We start from the raw sequence: 19,988 nt of genomic DNA on the forward strand, positions 1-19,988 counted from the left end.
ACTCTTCAGCAGATCATCGACCCTCACGTAGAGTGCGGTTGCGAGGGTGTCCAGTTCGGTCGTCACAACCCGAGAATGGACATCCTCGCCCTATCTCCGCAGCTATGCCTTGGACTCATCCATCTAGGTGGACGACGGAGGACGCCAAGGCCACCAAGACCGCCCAGAGCCAGTACGGCCGCCGCTTCACAGACGCCCGGCGCAGCACGGCGAGGTTCACCGCCCCCATCACCGCGACCCAGCCGGCAACGAGAACGAGCCCGATCAGCAACGCGCCGAGATACCCGTCCCGGAACGGAATCCCCGGCGCTGCGACACCCAGCCCCGCCAGCCAGTCACGGGCCACGTAGTAGGGGTAGAACAGAGCGAACTGGCCGAGAAAGCCGAGTAACGAATTCAGGACAAGAGACAGGAGATATGCGGCGCGCGACGACAACCGATGACCGCTCACCTGCCCATCCTGCCCTCCTTGATCAGAGCCCCACCACCGCCGGATCGATCCTGACCGTCGCCGCCCGGTACCACCGGGACCGGGCACCCCGGTGGGCGCACACGTACACCCCACCGACGACGACCGCCATGCCGATCTCCACCCCGGCCCGCCACCGTCCCCAGCGGCCAGGACGGGTGAGTAAGCCCCAGCGGTCTTCGGGTGTCCAGGCGCTTCGATCATCCACTCTTAAGCCGCGGCCACGCACCCGGCGCAGACCTGAGGGGGCAGGTTCTTTCCCAGGCAGAAACCCGCCTCTTTTGCCCCGGCGCGGGCGGGACCGATGGTGGAACCGCCGCAGCTGCAGTGTGGCCCGGCAACACCGGAACCCGCACTTTGATCGATCAGGGAGAGTCCTCTCATGGCCAGAACCCACCCGACGCCCGAGCGGAGAGCCTGTCTTCGACGAGCCGGAAATGTTTACCGTAGGGGTGCGACCCGCTGAGCACATGCCCGGCTACATCCTGCTGCAAGGCACCCTTCCGACTTGATCAGTAGACACATAACACGCCACCCAGGGCGTTTGCGTTCTTGCCGGCAAGTACCGAGCACTGACATTTGCCTGCGGCACTGGCCCAAGTGGACCACGGTGGTTGGGTGAACTGGAATCGAGCGCTGGGGGTCGATGAATGGAGGGTGAGGATCTGGTCGGGTGGTGATCAACAGCCGTTCGGTTGAGAGGCTGTGCAACGGCCAGCGGATGCCGGAGAGTACGTAGTCCCCGTCCACTGGTTCCCGCCCCGTGGGCGGAAACCAGGTGCTCCACCTGATTAGGGCCGGGGGGAACCGTGGGTACGGCCAAGACCGGTGGGCTGCAGCCGTTCCCTGTAGGCGCGGACACTCGTACTCATCAGGTCGGGCAGGTTCTCTGCCGCCTCGATAGCCGAATCCCGACCGAGCGCGGTGGGCCACGTGCAGACGAGGTATTCCTCAACCGGTTCGTCAGTTTCGGGGGTACCGATACGGGGCCGAGTGGAAGCATGTACCCGCAGCGTGTAGACCCCCGGTCCCTGCGGAGTCAGCGAAGGAAGGTCCGGCGGAGGGGTATCTCCCATGAAGCCGAACAGGCGCATGTTTCCAATCGAGGTGGGGAACATCACTTCTTCTACCTCGGCCCACTTCCGCCCCTCGTCTAGAGGAGGGGCGGAAGTGGTCGTCTGCACGGTGACGGTCACATAGCCGGTATGAACTCCGGTGAAAATGGCAGCTGCGTCCAGGTGGGCAGCCACCAGTTCGTTTGGGGCATGACTGGGAGGATCGGTGTAGTCAACCTCGCCGAGGGCTTTGATGAGGATCTTGCTGTAGGAGACGAACACCTTGGCAGTGCCCGCCATCGACGCGTTGTCGCTCATGTGGGAACCCTAGCCGAGGATGAGATCCGCCGTCAGATGTGCCGTCTACCCGGAATGGCTTATGTTTCGACGTCGACGAAGAATGGGTCTGCTTCTATCACTCGGTGGTATCGATAGAACCACGCCAGCTGCTCTCCACCGTCCTGGTTTTGGCTGGTCGAGATGAGATCCGAGAAATTCACATCAGGGTCACCGGTGTGAGCACCTTGCCACGTTGAGCGGAAGGGGTATTCGTCGCACTCTTCACCTGGAGGGCGCGGTGTCGGCCACATTCTGCATGCCGCTGCGCCGTTCCTCTGTCTGAGCGTAGGATCCATGAGCCGTGTGAGGGGGTAGTCGCCTGGCGCGCCTGGCGCCCCTTTCACGGTTTGGGCGGCTGTGATGACCTCGGCATGTTCGGGAAGCTCAGCCCACACGACAACGTGTATGGGCCAGAGATTGTGGTAAACGCATCCATAGGCTGGAGCGTCTCCGCCTGCGGCGAGGTAGTCACAGCGGATCTCCCACTCCTCATCGAGCCATATCTGATCTTCTTCGGGATCATGTGCCGCGGCAGGTGCAGCCATGGCGATGTCCATGAACGGGGAGATGCCAGGCCGGACCGTTCCTGCGGGGACTCCGGAGAGGCCGGTGGCGGCGCCTTCGAACTGCACGGCGAGCCACTCATCCTCTGAGGGGTCCACCGGCAGTTCCGTCGGCGGCAACGGGGCGGTGGATATGGTGCAGGGGCCATCACAGCCTGGTGTCATGGCAAGCCTTATGAGCTCGGCTGCCCCCGTGACGTCGAATGCGCCGGCCCACGACTGCCAGATGATCTTGTTCTGCGCATTATGGTTGCGCAACACGTTCCAGATGACGACATCTGCACTGCCGATTTCGGTGGACCCCTGAGTAACTGTATAGGTCCAGCCCCAATATGAGCAGGCAGTGAGTCTGTCGCCTCCCCAGACTCCTACGCTATAAGTACACCACGTCGGGATACTCTTTGGTTTATCCTGCATAGCCGCTAGGCGTGCGGACTTCGGCTCGAGGGGGCCGAAGCAGACCGTGATCGGTTCGTTCGAAGGCGTAGGAGTGGTCAGCTTCGCTGAAACGCAGCGTTCCTTGGCCTTGGCTTGGTGATGCATGGAAGTGGGACGACCCGGCTGGGCGAGCACTCTGTCGCGGTACTTCTTGAGATTGCCGTTGAGAGGTTCATCTTGTGGCGCTACTGGACTGGGCTGCGGAGGGTCGGCGAGGGCGGGGCGGGATATTCCGATGAGCGGCGCGAATGCGATGGCTAGAGCTGCTAACAGGGATAAGGACCGGCTGTTTAGATTTGTCACCCCGTGCTACTCCCTTCAGTTAGGTTCTCCACAGGAGATTTGAAGACGTGGAACATTTGATGTCAAGTCTTGACACAGGCGGCACCGTTGTGATCGATTGGATTCTCCTCGGCTGATGGCGTCCACGCTGACAGTGATTCACCCAGGTCCTAGAACGTCCGTAGATGGGGTGCAACGCTTCTGCAATGGCTTGCTGAGCTGGACGTTTGGGCGGGCGAAGTCTCTTGGCTGCCAAGATGGCGGGTGCCGCTATCTGATGAAAGGACGTAGAGGCGCGGAGGCCGCGCGACTGTCTTCTGCTTCATCGTCGATAGCGATAGTCGATGAAGGGCAAGTAAACTCAGGAAAGTCTAGGACGACCGAACTCCCTCACCAAACGCCGTCGCTGATTGCGTAATACCTGGCCCGGGTCACCGGTGGAGCCGACACGGACGCCCTCGACATGCCCCCTGCTCCGCAACCTCATATCGGAAGGGCCAACGCCAGATGCGATGGCCCTTCCACGCTGTCTACCGGTCCAGTCGGTCAGCCCTTGGTTCCATCGTGTGCCGAGCTCGTTCTAGGGCGAATCGCTCCTGCGTATTCGGCTTCTCGTCGAGCAGTCCAGTGGCCGATCTGGACTTTGCTGCCGGTGGTCGGCGCGTGTACGTATCGCTTGCCGTCGATGTTGAGGACGACGTGGTGGATAGTGGCGGAGTTGTTGGGGTTGGTAGCGAAGAAGAGCAGGTCGCCTGGCTTGAGCTGGGAGCGTGGTACGCGGGTGCCCGCTCGCCATTGCGCCGAGGTGTGGCCGCCGATCTTCACCCCTGCCTTGGCCCAGGCGTATTCGGCCAGGCCTGAACAGTCGAAGCCCTTGGTGCCGGCGCCGTGGGCGATGCCGAAGCTCGGCCCCTGCGGACCGCCTCCGCCCCAGGAGTACGGGACGCCGATCATCTTGAGAGCGGCGGCCAGGGCGACCGCGCCGCGACCGGAGGTGCGGATCGCGGCGAGGGTCTCTGGGTCGAGCACCTCGCTGATCTTCTGCGAGAGCTTGTCGCAGACGCGCTGAGCCACGGTTGTCACGATCTTCTCGGCCAGTTGCCGGTTGTTCTTCGTGGTCTTCGCTTCGTGGCGAAGACTCGGCAGCGCGCCAGCGTCGAGGGCCTGCTGGACGTCGGCGACGATGGTGGCGCGTGGGACACCGAGGGAGGTAGCGAGCTCGAGGCTTTCGCGCACCGCATGAGCGTCTGCTGCGGAGATCCGCAGGTCATCGGCCTTGCGTGAGGGTTTCGGCTTCGCTGGGCGGCCTGTCAAGTAGGTGAGGAGGCGTTCGGCCCGGGCCGGTCGAGGGGTTCGGTGCCGATGTCGTACTCGAGGAAGAACTCGATGCTGTTGCGGCCTTCGGCCCAGCGGGCGTAGGCGTCGGGGCGGGCCATGGGGCCCATTCGGTGGCGCAGCGGTGTTCGGGCCACCATGTGGAGAGCGACGGCGGGCGAAGCCGTACAGGCTGGTGGCGATGCCGTTGGTGCCGACGGTGTGGGCCAGGCGCTGGCTGTAGACGATGGACAGGATGCGGTCACGGCGGTAGCCGAACCCGCTCAGCTCGATGCCGTCTTCGGAGTCGAGCACCGCGGCGGCGGTCTCGCCGATGACGTAGTGGTACGGGGCGGTGCCCATGGCGGGCGGGAGGTTGGGCCGGAAGCGCTCCAGCAGGCCCATGCGGGTCAGGGCCAGGAGCCGGCGGCGGGCGGCGTCGTCGGTGTCGAAGAACATCTGGCTGACCTGCGGGGAGGTGAGGACTCGGAAGTCGCGGGCGAGGCGGATGAGTTTGCGTCGCGGTCAGTGAGGCGGGCGGCCAACTCGGTGAGCAGGGTGGGGCTGTAGCGGATGGACATGATGGGTTTCCCTTTCTAGAGAGTGCGCCGGGCGTCCGGCTTGGGGGTGGTGGTGCCGGTGGTCGTACGGCCGTGGGCGCGTGCGGCGGCGGCTCGCAGGCGCTGGGCGACATCGCTGGAGGGCTCGGAGAGGGGCCGGGTGCGCAGCGTGAACGGCGGGGCTTCGGCGGAGCGGACGACGAGGCGGGCGGCGGCCTGGTAGGCGTCGAGGTTGGCCAGGTCGTGCGCGGTCAGGAAGGGGGTGAAGTGGTGTTCGGCCTCGCGGGCGTCCTCCGGCGAGAGGGAGAAGTAGATCTTGTTGCGGGCGTCGGAGGAGAGGGCCTGGCGGAGCTGGCGGGGAAGTTGGGCCAGGTGCTGGTGGGCGAGGGTGAGGCTGACGCGGTAGGCGCGGGCTTCGGCGAGCATGTCGGACAGGGCGTGCGGCAGGGTGAGGAAGTCGTGGCACTCGTCCACGTACACGGCGGCGGCGCTGCGGGAGTGGCCGATCTTGGCGCGGCGGGCGGCGGCCTGCCAGACCTGGGCCAGGACCATCGAGCCGAGCAGGCGGGCCGAGTCGTCGCCGAGCACGCCCTTGGGGAGGCGGACGAGCAGGATGCCGCCGTTGAGTATGTCGGTCAGGTTGAAGGTGGAGGTGGCGGAGCCGATCACGTCGCGGATGAAGGGGCGCAGCAGGAAGGCGCGCAGTTTGTTCATGATGGGGGCGGTGACGTGGGCCTGGGCCTGCTCGGACAGGGCGCAGTACCAGCTCCAGAAGCCGCGCAGCATCGGGTCGTCGAGGGTGGCGAGGTGGCGCTGGCGGTAGGTGGTGTTGGACAGCAGGGTCGGGATATCGGCGAGGGTGCCGTTGTCGCGGGCTAGGGTGAGGGCGCAGCCGCGCAGGATGTCGTCGGTACGCGGGCCCCAGTTGTCGGCGTAGATCTGGTGGAAGATGCCGACCAGGTTGTCCACGCCCATGGCCAGGTCGGGGCCGCCCAGCACGTTGAGAGAGGGGCGGGCGTGCCGGTCGTCGGGGTCGATCAGGACCAGCTTGCCGCCGGCCTCGTCGGGCATCAGGCCGAGCAGGTCACGGACGAGGTCGCCTTTCGCTTCGATGACGACGACGCCGCGGCCTGCCTGGATGTCGGACAGGATCATCTGGGCGAGCAGGGTGGATTTGCCGGTGCCGTTCGGGCCCAGGACGTGGACGTGGTGGAAAGAGTCGGCGACGCGCAGCGCGACCGGGCGTTCGTGTCCGGCGTCGGAGAAGCCGAGCACTTTGGCGTGGCCGCCGCCGTGGGTGATCTTCGGTGGGGGCGGGACGGTGTTGGCGCCCGCGCGCTGCAGGCCGGGGACGGCGGCGTCCAGGGGGAGGTGGGCGATGGCGGCCAGTTCGGGGACCGACAGCAGGTAGCCGCGGGTCATCCGGCGGGAGGTGACGCGGGCGGCGGGTCGCAGTAGGCGTCGTCGTTCCAGGCTGTTGTGGCCGCTGTAGAGGGCGAAAGCGGAGGCGAGCGCGTGGGCGCGGCCGTGGATGGCGTTGCGGCGGATCTCCTGGACGCCGGTGGGGTCGGCGGTGGTGGGTTCGTCGGCTTGGACGGCGTAGCGGATGGCGACTTCGTAGCGGGAGTGGTGGGCCTTGTCGCGAATGGCTCGTGCTTCGGCCGACTCTTCCAAGCGCTCGGCTCGATCACTCAAGGGCTGGCTTGACTGGCGCGGTCCGGGAACGGCTAGGTCAAGAAGCGCTCTGAGCAGCCGGGCCGCCACGCATCCGCAGGCGTTGGTGAGGCGGCTGCCTGTGGCCGGGCGGGCGAGGATCTGGACGCAGGCGTGCTGCCAGCCGGGCATGCCGACGGCTGCGCCGATGAGGGCGCGGAGCGGGTCGGTGCGGTGGTCGTGCCGGGTGGGGAGGCGTTCGGCGCGGGCCAGGACGAGTTGGCCGCCGGTGGCGTGGCCTTTGCGGGGTACGGGTGGTGCGGGCTGGTGGATGGTGGTGCGGGCGGATGGCCAGGCGGCTTCGATGGCGTGCTCGACGAGGTGTTGTGGGACCTGGCCGGGTACCCACAGGCTGATCGTCACGCCGCTGGCGCCGAAGCCGTACTCGAAGCAGAGGCGCGGCTGGCCGAGTCAAGAGTGTTCACTGCTCCATCTGCCGTTCGGGGGAGGAGTTCACACCGTGTCGATCTGGACTGATCTCTGTCACCTGGTGACGGACGATCTTGGTGGCAAATTGATGGCAAATGATCAAGAGGCCGCCTCCCGACCTCCGGGAAACAGCCTCTGAACTGGGAAAACTCTGTGGGGCTACCAGGACTTGAACCTGGGACCTCTTCCTTATCAGGGAAGCGCTCTAACCGTCTGAGCTATAGCCCCGCTCGCACCCCGAACGCTACCGCATCCACCTCACCGAGGCGAACCGCTTGTTCGGGACGAGGAAAAGCTTACCGCCTCCGGCAGGCTGCTCGCGCCGTCCGCACTGACCCGGACGGCGCGAGCACCCCGCTTACTCGGCCTCGCTGAAGGTCACCTCAACGCCTCCGACCAGGTCGGAAGCGATGTTGTAGATGACGGCCCCCAACGTGGAAAGAGCCGTGATCAGCACGACGTTCACCGCCCCGATCAGCGCCGTGTATCCGAGGATCCGCACGGGCTCGAACCAGGAGGCGATGTCGATCGGGATGGAGCTCTGCCCCTGCTCGCCCTGGCCGAGCTGGTTGACCAGGTCGACGATCGAGTCGAAGACGCCCAGGGCGGACAGCACGCCGTACAGCACGGCGACTGCCACGAACAGCACCACGAAGCAGACGAGGGAGACCACGAAGCTGAACTTCATGGCCGACCACGGCTCGACGCGGCGCAGGACCAGATGGGCCTTGCGGGGCAGCCGGCTGCCGGCCGAGCTGGACCCCTTCTTCTTGGGCAGCTCAAGGGCCGGCGGGGCCTCGGTGGCCAGCGACGGGCGCAGGCGTACCGTCTCATTGCCCTCGGACTGCTGCTGCTGTGCCCCCTGCGGCGGGACGGGGCCGCCCTGAGGCCCGACGACGGGGCCGGGCGGGCCCTGCTGCGGCGAAGGCTTGTTGTCATCCTTGGCAGGCATGGACCTGCCCTGCGCGGGCGAGGTGTCCTGGCCTTCTTCGACCGAGTCGAACATCTCGGTCTCTGCGGGCTTGTTCGGCTGCTGTCCGTTACCCGAAGCCGCCTTGGTCCTGGCGGGACCACCCTGGGCGCTCATGAACTACTCTCCTCCCCCGTCTTCATCACTCTCCACCGAAGTCTCCATCGACTCGGCGTTCCGGGCGAGGGCCACCACGCTGTCGCCTTCAGCGAGATTCATCAATCGAACTCCCATGGTCTGGCGGCCGGACTGCTTGATCTCGCCGGCACTCGTCCGGATCACCCCGCCGGCGGACGTGATCGCGAAAACCTCGTCCTCTGGGTTGACCATGACGGCTCCGACCAGCTTGCCACGGGAAGATACGATCTTCGCAGTCAGCACGCCTCTACCGCCACGTCCTTGAACTGGATACTGCTCCACTGGCGTCCGTTTTGCGTACCCAGCCTTCGTGGCGATAAGCACATCTTGACCGTCTGCGATGCGATTCATGGCAAGAAGTTCGTCACCTTCCAGGAACCTCATGCCGATGACACCGCTGGTCGCCCGCCCCATGGGGCGTAGCGCCTCGTCAGAGGCGGTGAAGCGGATCGACTGCGCGCCCTTGGAGACGAGCAGCAGGTCATCTTCCTCGGAGACGAGCCGAGCGCCGATGACCTCGTCGTCCTCCCGCAGGTTGATCGCGATCAGTCCGCCGGACCTGGGGGAGTCGTACTCCGACAGGCGCGTCTTCTTGACCAGCCCGCTGCGCGTGGCGAGGACGAGATAGGGAGCGACGTTGTAGTCGCGTAGGTCGAGAACCTCCATGACTGTTTCGTCGGGCTGCATGGCAAGAAGGTTCGCGAGATGCATGCCCCGGGCGTCGCGGCCCGCGTCCGGCAGCTCGTACGCCTTGACCCGGTACACCCGCCCCTTGTTCGTGAAGAACAGCAGCCAGTGGTGCGTCGTGGTGACGAAGAAGTGGTCGACGATGTCGTCCTGACGGAGCTGAGCACCGCGAACGCCCTTGCCGCCGCGCTTCTGCGCCCGGTACAGGTCGGTACGGGTGCGCTTGGCGTAGCCGCCCCGGGTGATGGTGACGACGATCTCTTCCTCGGCGATGAGGTCCTCGATCGACATGTCGCCGTCGTAGGCGATGATCTCGGTCTGCCGCTCGTCGCCGTAGCGGTTGACGATCTCCGCGAGCTCCTCGTTGATGATCTCGCGCTGCCGGCTCTCGCTGGCCAGGATCGAGTTGTACTCGGCGATCTGCGTCATCAGGGAGTCGAACTCGTCCTGGATGGCCTGCCGCTCCAGGGCGGCCAGCTTGCGCAGCTGCATGTCGAGGATGGCCTGCGCCTGCACCTCGTCGATCCCCAGCAGCCCCATGAGGCCCTGCTGGGCGTGCGAGGCCGACTCCGAGGCCCGGATCAGCGCGATGACGTCGTCGAGCCGCTCCAGGGCCTTCAGCAGGCCGCGCAGGATGTGGGCGCGCTCCTCGGCCTTGCGCAGCAGGTAACGCGTCCGGCGGACGATGACCTCGATCTGGTGGGCCACGTAGTGCCGGATGAACTGGTCGAGCCGCAGCGTGCGCGGCACGCCGTCGACCAGCGCCAGCATGTTGGCGCCGAAGGTGTCCTGGAGCTGGGTGTGCTTGTACAGGTTGTTCAGCACGACCTTGGCGACCGCGTCGCGCTTGAGCACGATGACCAGGCGCTGCCCCACCCGCGAGGAGCTTTCGTCCCGTACGTCGGCGATGCCGGTGAGCTTGCCCTCACGCACCAGCTCGGCGATCTTCAGCGCCAGGTTGTCGGGGTTGACCTGGTACGGCAGCTCGGTGACGACCAGAGCCTGACGGCCCTTCTCCTCCTCGACCTCGACCACGGCGCGCATGGTGATCGAGCCGCGGCCGGTGCGGTAGGCGTCCTCGATGCCCCGGCGGCCCACGATGAGCGCCTTGGTGGGGAAGTCGGGGCCCTTGACCAGCCTGATGGAGGCTTCGAGCAGGTCCTCGTCGCCGGCCTCCGGGTTCTCCAGCGCCCACTTGACCGCCGCCGCGACCTCGCGCAGGTTGTGCGGCGGGATGTTGGTGGCCATGCCGACGGCGATGCCGCCCGAGCCGTTGACCAGCAGTTGCGGGAAGCGCGCCGGCAGGACGTCGGGCTCCTGCGACTTGCCGTCGTAGTTGGGGCGGAAGTCGACGGTGTCCTTGTCGATGTCGCGCAGCATCTCCATGGCGATGGGCGCGAGCTTGCACTCGGTGTAGCGCATCGCCGCCGCCGGGTCGTTGCCCGGCGAGCCGAAGTTGCCCTGGCCGTCGACCAGCGGGTAGCGCAGCGACCAGTTCTGCGCCAGGCGGACCAGCGCGTCGTAGATCGAGGTGTCGCCGTGCGGGTGGTAGGTGCCCATCACGTCGCCGACGACGCGGGCGCACTTGAAGTAGCCGCGGTCGGGGCGGTACCCGCCGTCGTACATCGCGTACAGCACGCGCCGGTGCACCGGCTTGAGGCCGTCGCGCACGTCCGGCAGCGCTCTGGACACGATGACGGACATCGCGTAGTCCATGTAACTGCGCTGCATCTCGGACTGGATGTCCACAGGCTCGATGCGGTCAGCCGGGGGAGTGGTGTTCACGTCCGTCACAGGTGTTGGTCCTTCTTAAACGTCGAGGAAGCGAACGTCGCGCGCGTTACGGATGATGAAGTCGCGCCGCGCCTCCACGTCTTCCCCCATCAGCACGCTGAACAGGTCGTCGGCCTGCGCCGCGTCGTCGAGCGTGACCAGGCGGAGCAGCCGGGTCGCCGGGTTCATCGTGGTCTCCCAGAGCTGGCCGGCGTTCATCTCGCCCAGACCCTTGAAGCGCTGTACGTTGTCGCGCGGACGCGGGTCGGGCTTGCCGCCGGCGATGCCCGCGGCGATCACCGCGTCCCGCTCGCTGTCGGAGTAGGCGTAGGAGGCGTCCTCGCCCTTGCGGTCCCACTTGATCTTGTAGAGCGGGGGGCAGGACAGGTAGACGTGACCGGCTTCGATCAGCGGCCGCATGAATCTGAACAGCAGCGTCAGCAGCAGCGTGTTGATGTGCTGGCCGTCGACGTCGGCGTCGGCCATCAGGATGACCTTGTGGTAGCGCAGCTTGGCGATGTCGAACTCGTCGTGCACGCCGGTGCCCAGAGCCGTGATCAGCGCCTGGACCTCGTTGTTCTTCAGGACCTTGTCGATCCGCGCCTTCTCGACGTTCAGGATCTTGCCGCGGATGGGCAGGATAGCCTGGAAACGCGAGTCGCGGCCGCCCTTGGCCGAGCCACCGGCCGAGTCGCCCTCGACGATGAACAGCTCGCACTTCTCCGGGTCGTTCCACTGGCAGTCGGCCAGCTTGCCCGGCAGCCCGCTGCCCGCCTCCAGCAGCGACTTGCGCCTGGTCAGGTCGCGCGCCTGACGCGCGGCGATGCGGGCGCGCGAGGCCTGCAGCGACTTGTTGATGATGTCCTTGGCCTCGCCGGGGTTGCGCTCGAACCAGTCGCGCAGGTGGTCGTTGCAGGCCTTCTGCACGAACGACTTCGCCTCGGTGTTGCCGAGCTTGGTCTTGGTCTGGCCCTCGAACTGCGGGTCCGACAGCTTGACCGAGATGATCGCGGTCAGCCCCTCGCGGACGTCCTCGCCGCTGAGGTTGTCGTCCTTGCCCTCCTTGAGGAACTTCTGCTCGCGCGCGTAGCGGTTGACGATGGACGTCAGCGCCGCGCGGAAGCCTTCCTCGTGGGTGCCGCCCTCGGCCGTGTTGATGACGTTGGCGAAGCTGTAGACGGACTCCGAGTAGGAGTTGTTCCACTGCATCGCGATGTCGACCGCGAGCCCGTCGCTCTCCTCCTCGAAGGAGATGATCGACGCGTGCGCCGGCTCCTTCTTGGCGTTGAGGTGCTGCACGAAGTCGGACAGACCGCCCTCGTAGTGGTAGGTGACGGAGTGCGCCTCGCCGTTGATGTGGTCGGGACGCTCGTCGGTCAGCGTGATCGTCAGGCCCTTGTTGAGGAAGGCCATCTCCTGGAAGCGCCGCGAGAGCGTCTCGTAGTTCCACGTGGTGGTCTCGAAGACGTCGGGGTCGGCCCAGAACGTGACCGTGGTGCCGGTCTCGTCGGTCTCCTCGCCCTTGGCCAGGGGGGCCGTGGGCTTGGACATCTCGTAGCGCTGCCGCCAGTAGTGGCCGTTCTGCTTGACCTCCACCTCCATGGCGGTGGACAGCGCGTTGACGACGGCCGAGCCGACGCCGTGCAGACCGCCGGAGACCGCGTAGGACTGGCTGTCGAACTTGCCGCCCGCGTGCAGCGTGGTCAGCACGACCTCGACGGCCGAGCGCTTCTCCACCGGGTGGATGCCGGTGGGGATGCCGCGCCCGTTGTCGACGACGCGCACGCCGTTGTCGGCGAGCAGCGTGACGTCGATCCTGTCGGCGTAACCGGCCAGCGCCTCGTCCACCGCGTTGTCGACGATCTCCTGGACGAGATGGTGCAGGCCACGCTCACCTGTCGAACCGATATACATACCCGGGCGCTTGCGAACCGCCTCAAGCCCTTCGAGTACGGTGATTGAGCTAGCGTCGTAGGACAACTGCGAAATCCTCCTGCCGCGGACACGCGGCGGGGGAGGCGACTATCTAGCGAAGCTGCCCCTGCCGTGCCCGTCACCGTCGTGAGTGCCCCGATGCGCGGTCACCCAGGGGAGTCGGCTTGCTGCCGGGGTGACACGCAAGCGGACGTGTCCGGAATCCTTTTTCATTCTACCGCTTCCGGAGGGCCAAGGTGGCAATGAACGCGCCTGTGATGCCCTCTAGCTCGTTTGGCCCCCGGGCAAGCATCCCCCCTCCGGAAAGGGGGCTTATCGCGTCTGCGGCGGTCTGATCGCCCCGAGCGCCCAACCGCAGCCCCTGCGAACGCCGCCCCTAGCCGTGGGTGTCACGGGGCCCCCGCCTTCCGGTCACCCGCAAACCCCCTGATGGACGCGGCGCCGTCTGCGGGCCTCTGACCTTGACCTTTGTCACCGTGCCGTCGCCGAGCTCCTCGTTCAGCCTGCGTACGAGGGTGCGGGCGAGCAGCCGGACCTGCGTCGCCCACGCCGTCGAATCGGCCGAGATCAGCACCTCGCCGTCGTCGAACGACTCGGGCTTGGTGTGAGCGGCCAGGTCAGGGCCCACGATCTCGACCCAGCGGCCGAACACCGCGCCCACCTTCGCCGGGCGCTCCCAGCCGCGATCGGCCAGGAGGTCGGCGATCGCGCGTCCGAAAAGCTGTGGATCGCCGTTCTCCCTGCGGGCGCCGCGGGCCTTCCGCCGGGGCTCGCGGCGGGGGAGGTTGCCGCGTTTGGCGGCGTCGGCCTTGGCCTGGGCGAGCTTCTCCCGCGCCATGGCCACGCCACGGGCCGTCGCGTTCTCGCCGCCCGCCGCCGCCGCAGCGGGCCCGCCCGGCCTGGCCGCCGACGGCCCGCCCTGCCCGGTCGCCGGTGTTCGCGCACCGGTCGCGCTTGTCTGTGCACCGGTCACTGGCGTTCGCGCATCAGCCGCCGGTGGTTGTGCACCGGTCGCCCCCGCCTGTGGACGACCGTCCGCCGCCGCCGCGCGTCCACCGGCCGAACCGGCCCGCGGCCGTCCACCGGAACCCCCAGCCTGTGGATAACTCCCGGGCGGGAAGCCGTCATCAGCGGACACGCGTCACACCCCCCTCCGCGACGTCGAACCTGCCTCCCGCCAACTCCTGCGGCACGTCATCAGGCACGGCCGCCGTGATCAGCACCTGCTCGGCGGGCGCCACCATCTCCGCCAGCCGCCGCCGCCGCTGGCTGTCGAGCTCGGCGAACACGTCGTCGAGGATCAGCACGGGATCGCCCCCGTCGGCCCGCAGCAGGTCGTAGGCCGCCAGTCGCAGCGCCAGCGCGAACGACCACGACTCGCCGTGGCTGGCGTAACCACGGGCAGGCAGCTCGCCCAGCCCGAGAACGAGATCGTCGCGGTGCGGCCCGACGAGCGTGACGCCTCGTTCGAGCTCCGACGAGCGGACCTCTATTAGCCGCTCCCGCAGACGTTCTTCAAGGGTTTTCCCCAAGTCTGTGGATAACGTCTGTGTATCGAAAGATCCCCGCTCACCGGGGACTTCACCCTCCGGAACCCCTTCGCCGGGATCCCCGCCTGTGGACAACGTGCTGCGGTAGGCGAGCGTCGCGGGAGCACTCGACGGGGCGAGCGCGGCGTACGATCCGGCCACCAGCGGGCGCAGCTCCTCGATGAGCTCCAGCCGCCCCCGCAACAGCTCCGCGCCGTGCCGGGCGAGGTGGGCGTCCCACACCTCCAGGGTGCTCAGCACGTCGCCCGCGCCGGCCGAGGCGAACCCGCTGTCGCTTTCCTGCCGCCGCGGGCTCCTGCTGCCTCTGCGGGCCTGCGCGGCCGTACGCAGCAGGGCTCCGCGCTGCTTCAGCACCCGGTCGTAGTCGGCGCGCACCCCGGCGAACCGGGGAGTGCGCGCCACCAGCAGGTCGTCGAGGAAGCGGCGGCGCTCGGACGGGTCGCCCTTGGACAGCGCGAGGTCCTCGGGGGCGAACAGCACCGTGCGCAGCAGGCCGACGGCGTCGCGGGCGCGGGAGACGGGCGAGCGGTTGAGCCTGGCGCGGTTGGCCCGGCCCGGGTTGATCTCCAGCTCGATCAGCGCCCGCCGGTCGTCCCTGTGGATGGCGCAGCGGACGATCGCCCGGGTGGCGCCCTGCCGCACCAGCGGCGCGTCGCTGGCCACCCGGTGGCTGGAGTGCGTCGCGACGTAGCCGAGGGCCTCGACCAGGTTGGTCTTGCCCTGGCCGTTGGGCCCCACGAACGCCGTGACGCCCGGCTCCAGGCCGAGCTCCACGGACGCGTAGGACCGGAAGTCGGTCAGCGAGAGGTGGGCGACATGCACCCCACGAGGTTAGTGCGCCTCACGGGTCACCGGGGTCACCGGCATGCGTTCTGTGGAAAACCCTGAACGACCCGGAGGCAGGCTCAGCGCTCGGCCTCGCGCGGCGGGGTCACGTCGGCTCCGGGGGAGTCGGCGCCCTTGCCGGTGCTGCCCTCCGCCGAGGTGGTGGCGTGGCCGCCGAACTGGTTGCGCAGCGCCGCCACGACCTTCATCGCGGGGGAGTCGTCCTGGCGCGAGGCGAACCTGGCGTACAGCGCGGCCGTGATGACCGGCAGCGGGACCGCGTGGTCCACGGCCGCCTGCACCGTCCACCGGCCCTCGCCGGAGTCCTGTGCGTAACCGCGGAGCTGGTCGAGGTGCTCGTCGTCGTCGAGCGCCCGCACCAGCAGGTCGAGCAGCCAGGAGCGGATCACGGTGCCGGTGCGCCAGCTGCTGAAGGAGCCCTTGACGTCCTTGACGACGTCGGAGGCCTCGAGGAGCTCCCAGCCCTCGGCGAAGGCCTGCATCATGCCGTACTCGATGCCGTTGTGGACCATCTTCGCGAAGTGCCCGGCGCCGACGTCGCCCGCGTGCACGAAGCCGTCCTCGCCCTCGGGCTTGAGCGTCTCGAAGATGGGCATGAGCCGCTCGACGTCGGCCTTGTCGCCGCCGCACATGAGCGCGTAGCCGTTCTGCAGGCCCCACACGCCGCCGCTGACGCCGCAGTCGACGAAGCCGATGCCCTTCTCCGCCAGCTCGGCGGCGTGCTTCTGGTCGTCGACGTAGTGGGAGTTGCCGCCGTCGATGACGATGTCGCCCTCGCTGAGCAGCTCGCCCAGATCGTCGACGGTGGTCTGGGTGGGTTTGCCGGCGGGCACCATGACCCACACGGCGCGCGGCGCCTGAAGGCGTTCGGCCAGTTCCTTCAGGCTGGCGACGTCGCTGATCGCCGGGTCGCGGTCGTAACCGACGACCTCATGACCACCGCGGCGCAGCCGTTCGGCCATGTTGCCGCCCATCTTGCCCAGTCCGACCATGCCGATCTGCATGATGTAACCCCCTTGTCAGACTTCCATCATCTCCGATGACAGGTTCAGCCTGACAGTCGGATGGGCATGATCAGGTACCGGTAGTCCGTTACGGCTCCGTCCTCCACAGGCTTGCCACCGGTGAGGATAGCGGGCTTCGTGGACGTGGTCATCTGCAGCCGCGCCACGTCGGAGTCGATGGCGCCCAGTCCTTCCAGCAGGAACTGGTGGTTGAAGGCGATGTTCATCTCCTCGCCCTCGTAGTCGACGGGCAACGCCTCGACGGCCTGCGCCTCGTCGCCGCTGCCGGCCTCCAGGACGACCTCGCCGCTCTTGAACGCCAGCCGCACCGGCGTGTTGCGCTCGGCGACCAGGGCCACGCGCTTGACCGCCTCGACGAACGAGCCTGTGGACAGGTCGGCGCGCGCGGAGAACTCGGTGGGCAGCAGCGAGCGGTACTTGGGGAACTCGGGGTCGAGCAGGCGCGTCGTCGTCCGGCGCCCGGCGCTGGAGAAGCCGATCATGCCTTCGCCGGTGCCGCCGGCGGAGCTGAGCGCGATCTCGACCTCGGCGCCCGTCGTGCCGAGCGCCTTGGCCGTGTCGGCGAGCGTCTTGCCGGGGATCATCGCGATGGCGGCGAAGTCGGGCTGGCCCGGCTGCCACTTCAGCTCGCGCACGGCCAGCCGGTAGCGGTCGGTTGCGGCGAGGGTGACCGTGTCGCCCTCGATCTCCATCCGCACGCCCGTGAGCATCGGCAGCGTGTCGTCGCGACCGGCGGCGACGGCGACCTGGCCGACGGCGGAGGCGAACACGTCGCTGCCGACCCGCCCGGCGGCCGGGGGCATGGCCGGCAGGGTCGGGTAGTCCTCCACAGGCATGGTCAGCAGGGTGAATCGCGCGCTGCCGCACGTGACGACCGCCTTGGCGCCTTCCACCACGAAGTCCACAGGCTGTGCGGGAAGCGCGCGGGTGATCTCGGCGAGCAGCTTGCCGGAGACCAGGACGACGCCGGGCTCACCGGTGTGCAGTTCGAGCGTCACCTCGGCGGAGACCTCGTAGTCGAAGCCGGAGAGCTTGAGCTGCTGCTGCTCCGTGACCTCCAGGCGCATGCCCGCGAGGACGGGCACCGACGGGCGGGCCGGGAGGCTGCGTGCCGTCCATGCCACCGCCTCAGCGAGGACGTCTCGCTCGATTCGGAACATCACGGTCATCAGCCTCCTGGGTTCGTCGTTGATTCAAGGATCTCAAGGATCCACCCTCCCGGCCTCGCGCTCCGGGAGAAGCCCAACTATGGGTCTTTGAGTTTCTTAGTTAGAGAAGGGAAGTCATCACACTAGGGGCTGTGGAAACTGTGGACAACCAGAGTCTTGGCTGGTCAGCGGCAGTTTTGCTATCCACTTGTCCTGTGGGTGACGCCTGGGGAGAACTTCGCCGCCTGGGGACGAAGAAAGTTCGTGCACAGGCCGTCCCCAGATCATGGTCCCGTCATCCACGGAAAGAGGGCAGTTATCCACGGGGTTTCCACAGGTTATCCACCGGGTAGAAGGGGCCCTTCTGGAGCCCCAGATCCGTTGTTCACAGTCTGTCCACACGTTGTCCACTGGTAGTCCCCAAGTTCCCCACAGGATGTCCCCACCTTTATCCCCAACCGTTGTGGACGGATTTTTCCCAGCATTATCGGGCGAACGGCGGGTGAATTTCTGTGTTTCCGCTGGTCCACAGTGTTTTCCACAGGCTGTGTACAAACTCAAGATCCACGCTGTGTCTGCTTGATCCGCATTGTTAGCTCGTTGACCTGGTTGTACATCGACCTGCGCTCCGCGATGAGCGACCGGATCTTCCGCTCCGCGTGCATGACCGTGGTGTGGTCGCGTCCGCCGAACTGCTGGCCGATCTTCGGCAGCGACAGCTCGGTCAGCTCGCGCGCCAGATACATGGCGATCTGCCGGGCGTTGACGAGCGCGCGGCTGCGTGAGGTGCCGCACAGGTCGTCGATGCTGATGCCGAAGTACTGTGCGGTCTCGCTCATGATGGCCGCGATGGTGATCTCGGTGTCGGACTCCGAGGTGATCAGGTCCTTGAGCACCACCTCGGCGAGCTGCAGGTCCACGCCCTGCCGGTTGAGGCTGGCGAACGCGGTGACCCTGATCAGCGCGCCCTCCAGCTCACGGATGTTGGTGGAGATGCGGCTGGCGATGTACTCGAGCACCTCGGGCGGCGCGGCCAGGCCCTCCTGGATGGCCTTCTTCCTGAGGATGGCGATCCGGGTCTCCAGCTCGGGCGGCTGGACGTCGGTGATCAGGCCCCACTCGAACCGGTTGCGCAGCCGGTCCTCCAGCGTGATGAGCTGCTTGGGCGCCCGGTCGCTGGAGATGACGATCTGCTTGTTGGCGTTGTGCAGCGTGTTGAAGGTGTGGAAGAACTCCTCCTGCGTCTGCTCCTTGCCCTCCAGGAACTGGATGTCGTCCACGAGCAGGATGTCGATCGCCCGGTAGCGGCCACGGAAGCCGTCGGCCTTGTGGTCGCGGATGCTGTTGATGAAGTCGTTGGTGAACTCCTCGGAGCTCACGTATCTGACCCGCGCTCCGTCGTACAGGCTCTGGGCGTAATGCCCGATCGCGTGCAGCAAGTGCGTCTTCCCCAGCCCCGAGTCTCCATAGATGAAGAGCGGGTTGTACGCCTTCGCGGGGGATTCGGCCACCGCCACGGCGGCGGCATGCGCGAACCGGTTGCTGGCGCCGATGACGAATGTCTCAAATGTGTACTTCTGATTAAGCCTGGCCGGTTCGCTGGGCTTGTTGCTCTTCGCCTCCCACCGATTCGGCGTCGGCTCGGGCGACTTCTCCACAGGCGGTGTGTACGGCTGCGCCTGTTCATAACCGAAGCCAGGCTGTGGATATTCGGTGGATATCTGGGGCTGCTCCGGCTGTGGAGAATAGAACTGCGGAGGCTCGGATACCTGGTTGTACTGCGGTTGGACGGGCTGTGCGTAACGAAGCTGACTCTCCACACCCTGGGGATAACTTTGAGTCACAGGCTGTTGATGAGCGTCGCCGGCGGGCTTCTCCGGGGCCGCCGTGTCGATCATCACGGCCACTCGCATCGTCCGGCCGAGCTCCTGTGAGAGCGCGTGCGTCACCAGCGGGCGCAGTTTGTTGCTCTCGATGAGGTCCTTGAGGAAGTCGTTGGGGACGCCGAGCACGATCGTGTCGTCGGCCAGGGCGATCGGACGCACCATCGACAGCCAGGTGCGCTGCTGGATGGGCACGTTCTCGTTGAGGAAGTTGCCCAGGGCCCTCTCCCATACCGTGCCGAGGTCGACACCGTTCATGGTGCGGCTCCCCCTCCTCCCTCTCGCGGCCCCCCGCGATCGTTATCCACATGGCAGGGTCGCCTGCGGCGGTCGGCGGCCCCCTTCGTCCACACGTGGGGACAGAGCTTGAGGCCGTCCTCCACAGGCGGTCCACACGCTATCCACAGGGTTTGAGCGGGCCGAAAGGGCCGACAGTATCTTTGTGCACAGGTGTGTTCAAGCGTTGTCCACAGCCTAGTGGCACCAGAGTGCACAACTTGTGGACGTGGGGCCCCAGGTGGAAAAGTGGGCTGTGGATTGGTGGATAACCGGTCTGGTTTGACCTGGACGGTACTTGGCCCGTAACGTACGACGGTCGGCTTGTCACGCGACGGCTATTTCGCGTGCCCTCGTAATCTGGCAGGCCATCCATGTGTGTACAGCGCCCCCCGTGGCGCACCATCAAGCCTGGAGCCCACCCGTGAGCAAGCGTACTTTCCAGCCGAACAACCGTCGTCGCGCTAAGACCCACGGCTTCCGGCTGCGGATGCGCACCCGGGCCGGTCGCGCCATCCTCGCCTCTCGTCGCCGCAAGGGCCGCGAGAAGCTGTCGGCCTGATCGTCTCGCGCGACTACAGCCCGCCGGCGAAGC

General features: G+C 66.9%; 13 protein-coding genes, 1 tRNA gene and 1 pseudogene. 1 reads left to right on the top strand and 14 read right to left on the bottom strand.

All coding sequences use genetic code 11. The features are described 5' to 3' along the window. Positions 1-115: 115 nt before the first annotated feature. The 14 genes and pseudogenes from ABD331_RS41740 to dnaA all read right to left on the bottom strand — a co-directional run bounded on the left by ABD331_RS41740 (position 116) and on the right by dnaA (position 19,375). Positions 116-451 carry a hypothetical protein gene (locus ABD331_RS41740; protein WP_344487967.1) on the bottom strand — a complete coding sequence of 112 codons (336 nt, stop codon included), beginning with the start codon at positions 449-451 and terminating at the stop codon, positions 116-118. Positions 452-1,260: 809 nt separating this feature from the next. Then, positions 1,261-1,842 carry a hypothetical protein gene (locus tag ABD331_RS41745; protein WP_344487969.1) on the bottom strand — a complete coding sequence of 194 codons (582 nt, stop codon included), beginning with the start codon at positions 1,840-1,842 and terminating at the stop codon, positions 1,261-1,263. A gap of 59 nt (positions 1,843-1,901) precedes the next feature. Then, positions 1,902-2,687 (bottom strand): NucA/NucB deoxyribonuclease domain-containing protein, encoded by a 786-nt coding sequence (locus tag ABD331_RS41750; protein WP_344487971.1) that lies wholly within the window; start codon positions 2,685-2,687, stop codon positions 1,902-1,904. Positions 2,688-3,692: 1,005 nt separating this feature from the next. After that, the gene (locus tag ABD331_RS41755) at positions 3,693-4,970 is read right to left on the bottom strand and encodes an NlpC/P60 family protein (RefSeq protein WP_344488263.1); all 1,278 of its coding nucleotides are present in this window, start codon (positions 4,968-4,970) and stop codon (positions 3,693-3,695) included. A gap of 86 nt (positions 4,971-5,056) precedes the next feature. Continuing rightward, positions 5,057-7,120: pseudogene (locus tag ABD331_RS41760) on the bottom strand (type IV secretory system conjugative DNA transfer family protein); the annotation flags it as partial. 196 nt (positions 7,121-7,316) lie between these two features. Then, positions 7,317-7,390 (bottom strand) — tRNA-Ile (locus tag ABD331_RS41765). A gap of 130 nt (positions 7,391-7,520) precedes the next feature. Continuing rightward, positions 7,521-8,249, bottom strand: a complete 729-nt coding sequence (locus ABD331_RS41770; protein ID WP_344487975.1) for a DUF3566 domain-containing protein — start codon at positions 8,247-8,249, stop codon at positions 7,521-7,523. A gap of 3 nt (positions 8,250-8,252) precedes the next feature. Next, positions 8,253-10,751 (bottom strand): DNA gyrase subunit A, encoded by a 2,499-nt coding sequence (gene gyrA / locus ABD331_RS41775; protein ID WP_344487977.1) that lies wholly within the window; start codon positions 10,749-10,751, stop codon positions 8,253-8,255. Positions 10,752-10,766: 15 nt separating this feature from the next. Continuing rightward, positions 10,767-12,710 (bottom strand): DNA topoisomerase (ATP-hydrolyzing) subunit B, encoded by a 1,944-nt coding sequence (gene gyrB / locus ABD331_RS41780; RefSeq protein WP_344487979.1) that lies wholly within the window; start codon positions 12,708-12,710, stop codon positions 10,767-10,769. Positions 12,711-13,041: 331 nt separating this feature from the next. Then, positions 13,042-13,638: a DciA family protein gene (locus ABD331_RS41785; RefSeq protein ID WP_344487981.1), complete on the bottom strand. Its 597-nt coding sequence runs from the start codon at positions 13,636-13,638 to the stop codon at positions 13,042-13,044. Between the two features lie 154 nt (positions 13,639-13,792). Further along, positions 13,793-15,037 carry a DNA replication/repair protein RecF gene (recF, locus tag ABD331_RS41790; protein ID WP_344487983.1) on the bottom strand — a complete coding sequence of 415 codons (1,245 nt, stop codon included), beginning with the start codon at positions 15,035-15,037 and terminating at the stop codon, positions 13,793-13,795. 83 nt (positions 15,038-15,120) lie between these two features. After that, positions 15,121-16,065 (bottom strand): phosphogluconate dehydrogenase (NAD(+)-dependent, decarboxylating), encoded by a 945-nt coding sequence (gene gnd, locus ABD331_RS41795; protein WP_344487985.1) that lies wholly within the window; start codon positions 16,063-16,065, stop codon positions 15,121-15,123. 44 nt (positions 16,066-16,109) lie between these two features. After that, a complete protein-coding gene (gene dnaN / locus ABD331_RS41800) occupies positions 16,110-17,249 on the bottom strand; it encodes a DNA polymerase III subunit beta (RefSeq protein WP_344488265.1) in 1,140 nt (379 codons plus the stop codon). 542 nt (positions 17,250-17,791) lie between these two features. Then, positions 17,792-19,375 (bottom strand): chromosomal replication initiator protein DnaA, encoded by a 1,584-nt coding sequence (gene dnaA / locus ABD331_RS41805; RefSeq protein ID WP_344487988.1) that lies wholly within the window; start codon positions 19,373-19,375, stop codon positions 17,792-17,794. 442 nt (positions 19,376-19,817) lie between these two features. Between dnaA and rpmH the strand changes: the two genes are divergently transcribed. After that, positions 19,818-19,955, top strand: coding sequence for a 50S ribosomal protein L34 (gene rpmH, locus ABD331_RS41810; protein WP_020547366.1), 138 nt, complete (start codon positions 19,818-19,820; stop codon positions 19,953-19,955). Positions 19,956-19,988: the final 33 nt, after the last annotated feature.

It is taken from the genome of Nonomuraea monospora, from assembly GCF_039531895.1.
Classification (GTDB): domain Bacteria; phylum Actinomycetota; class Actinomycetes; order Streptosporangiales; family Streptosporangiaceae; genus Nonomuraea; species Nonomuraea monospora.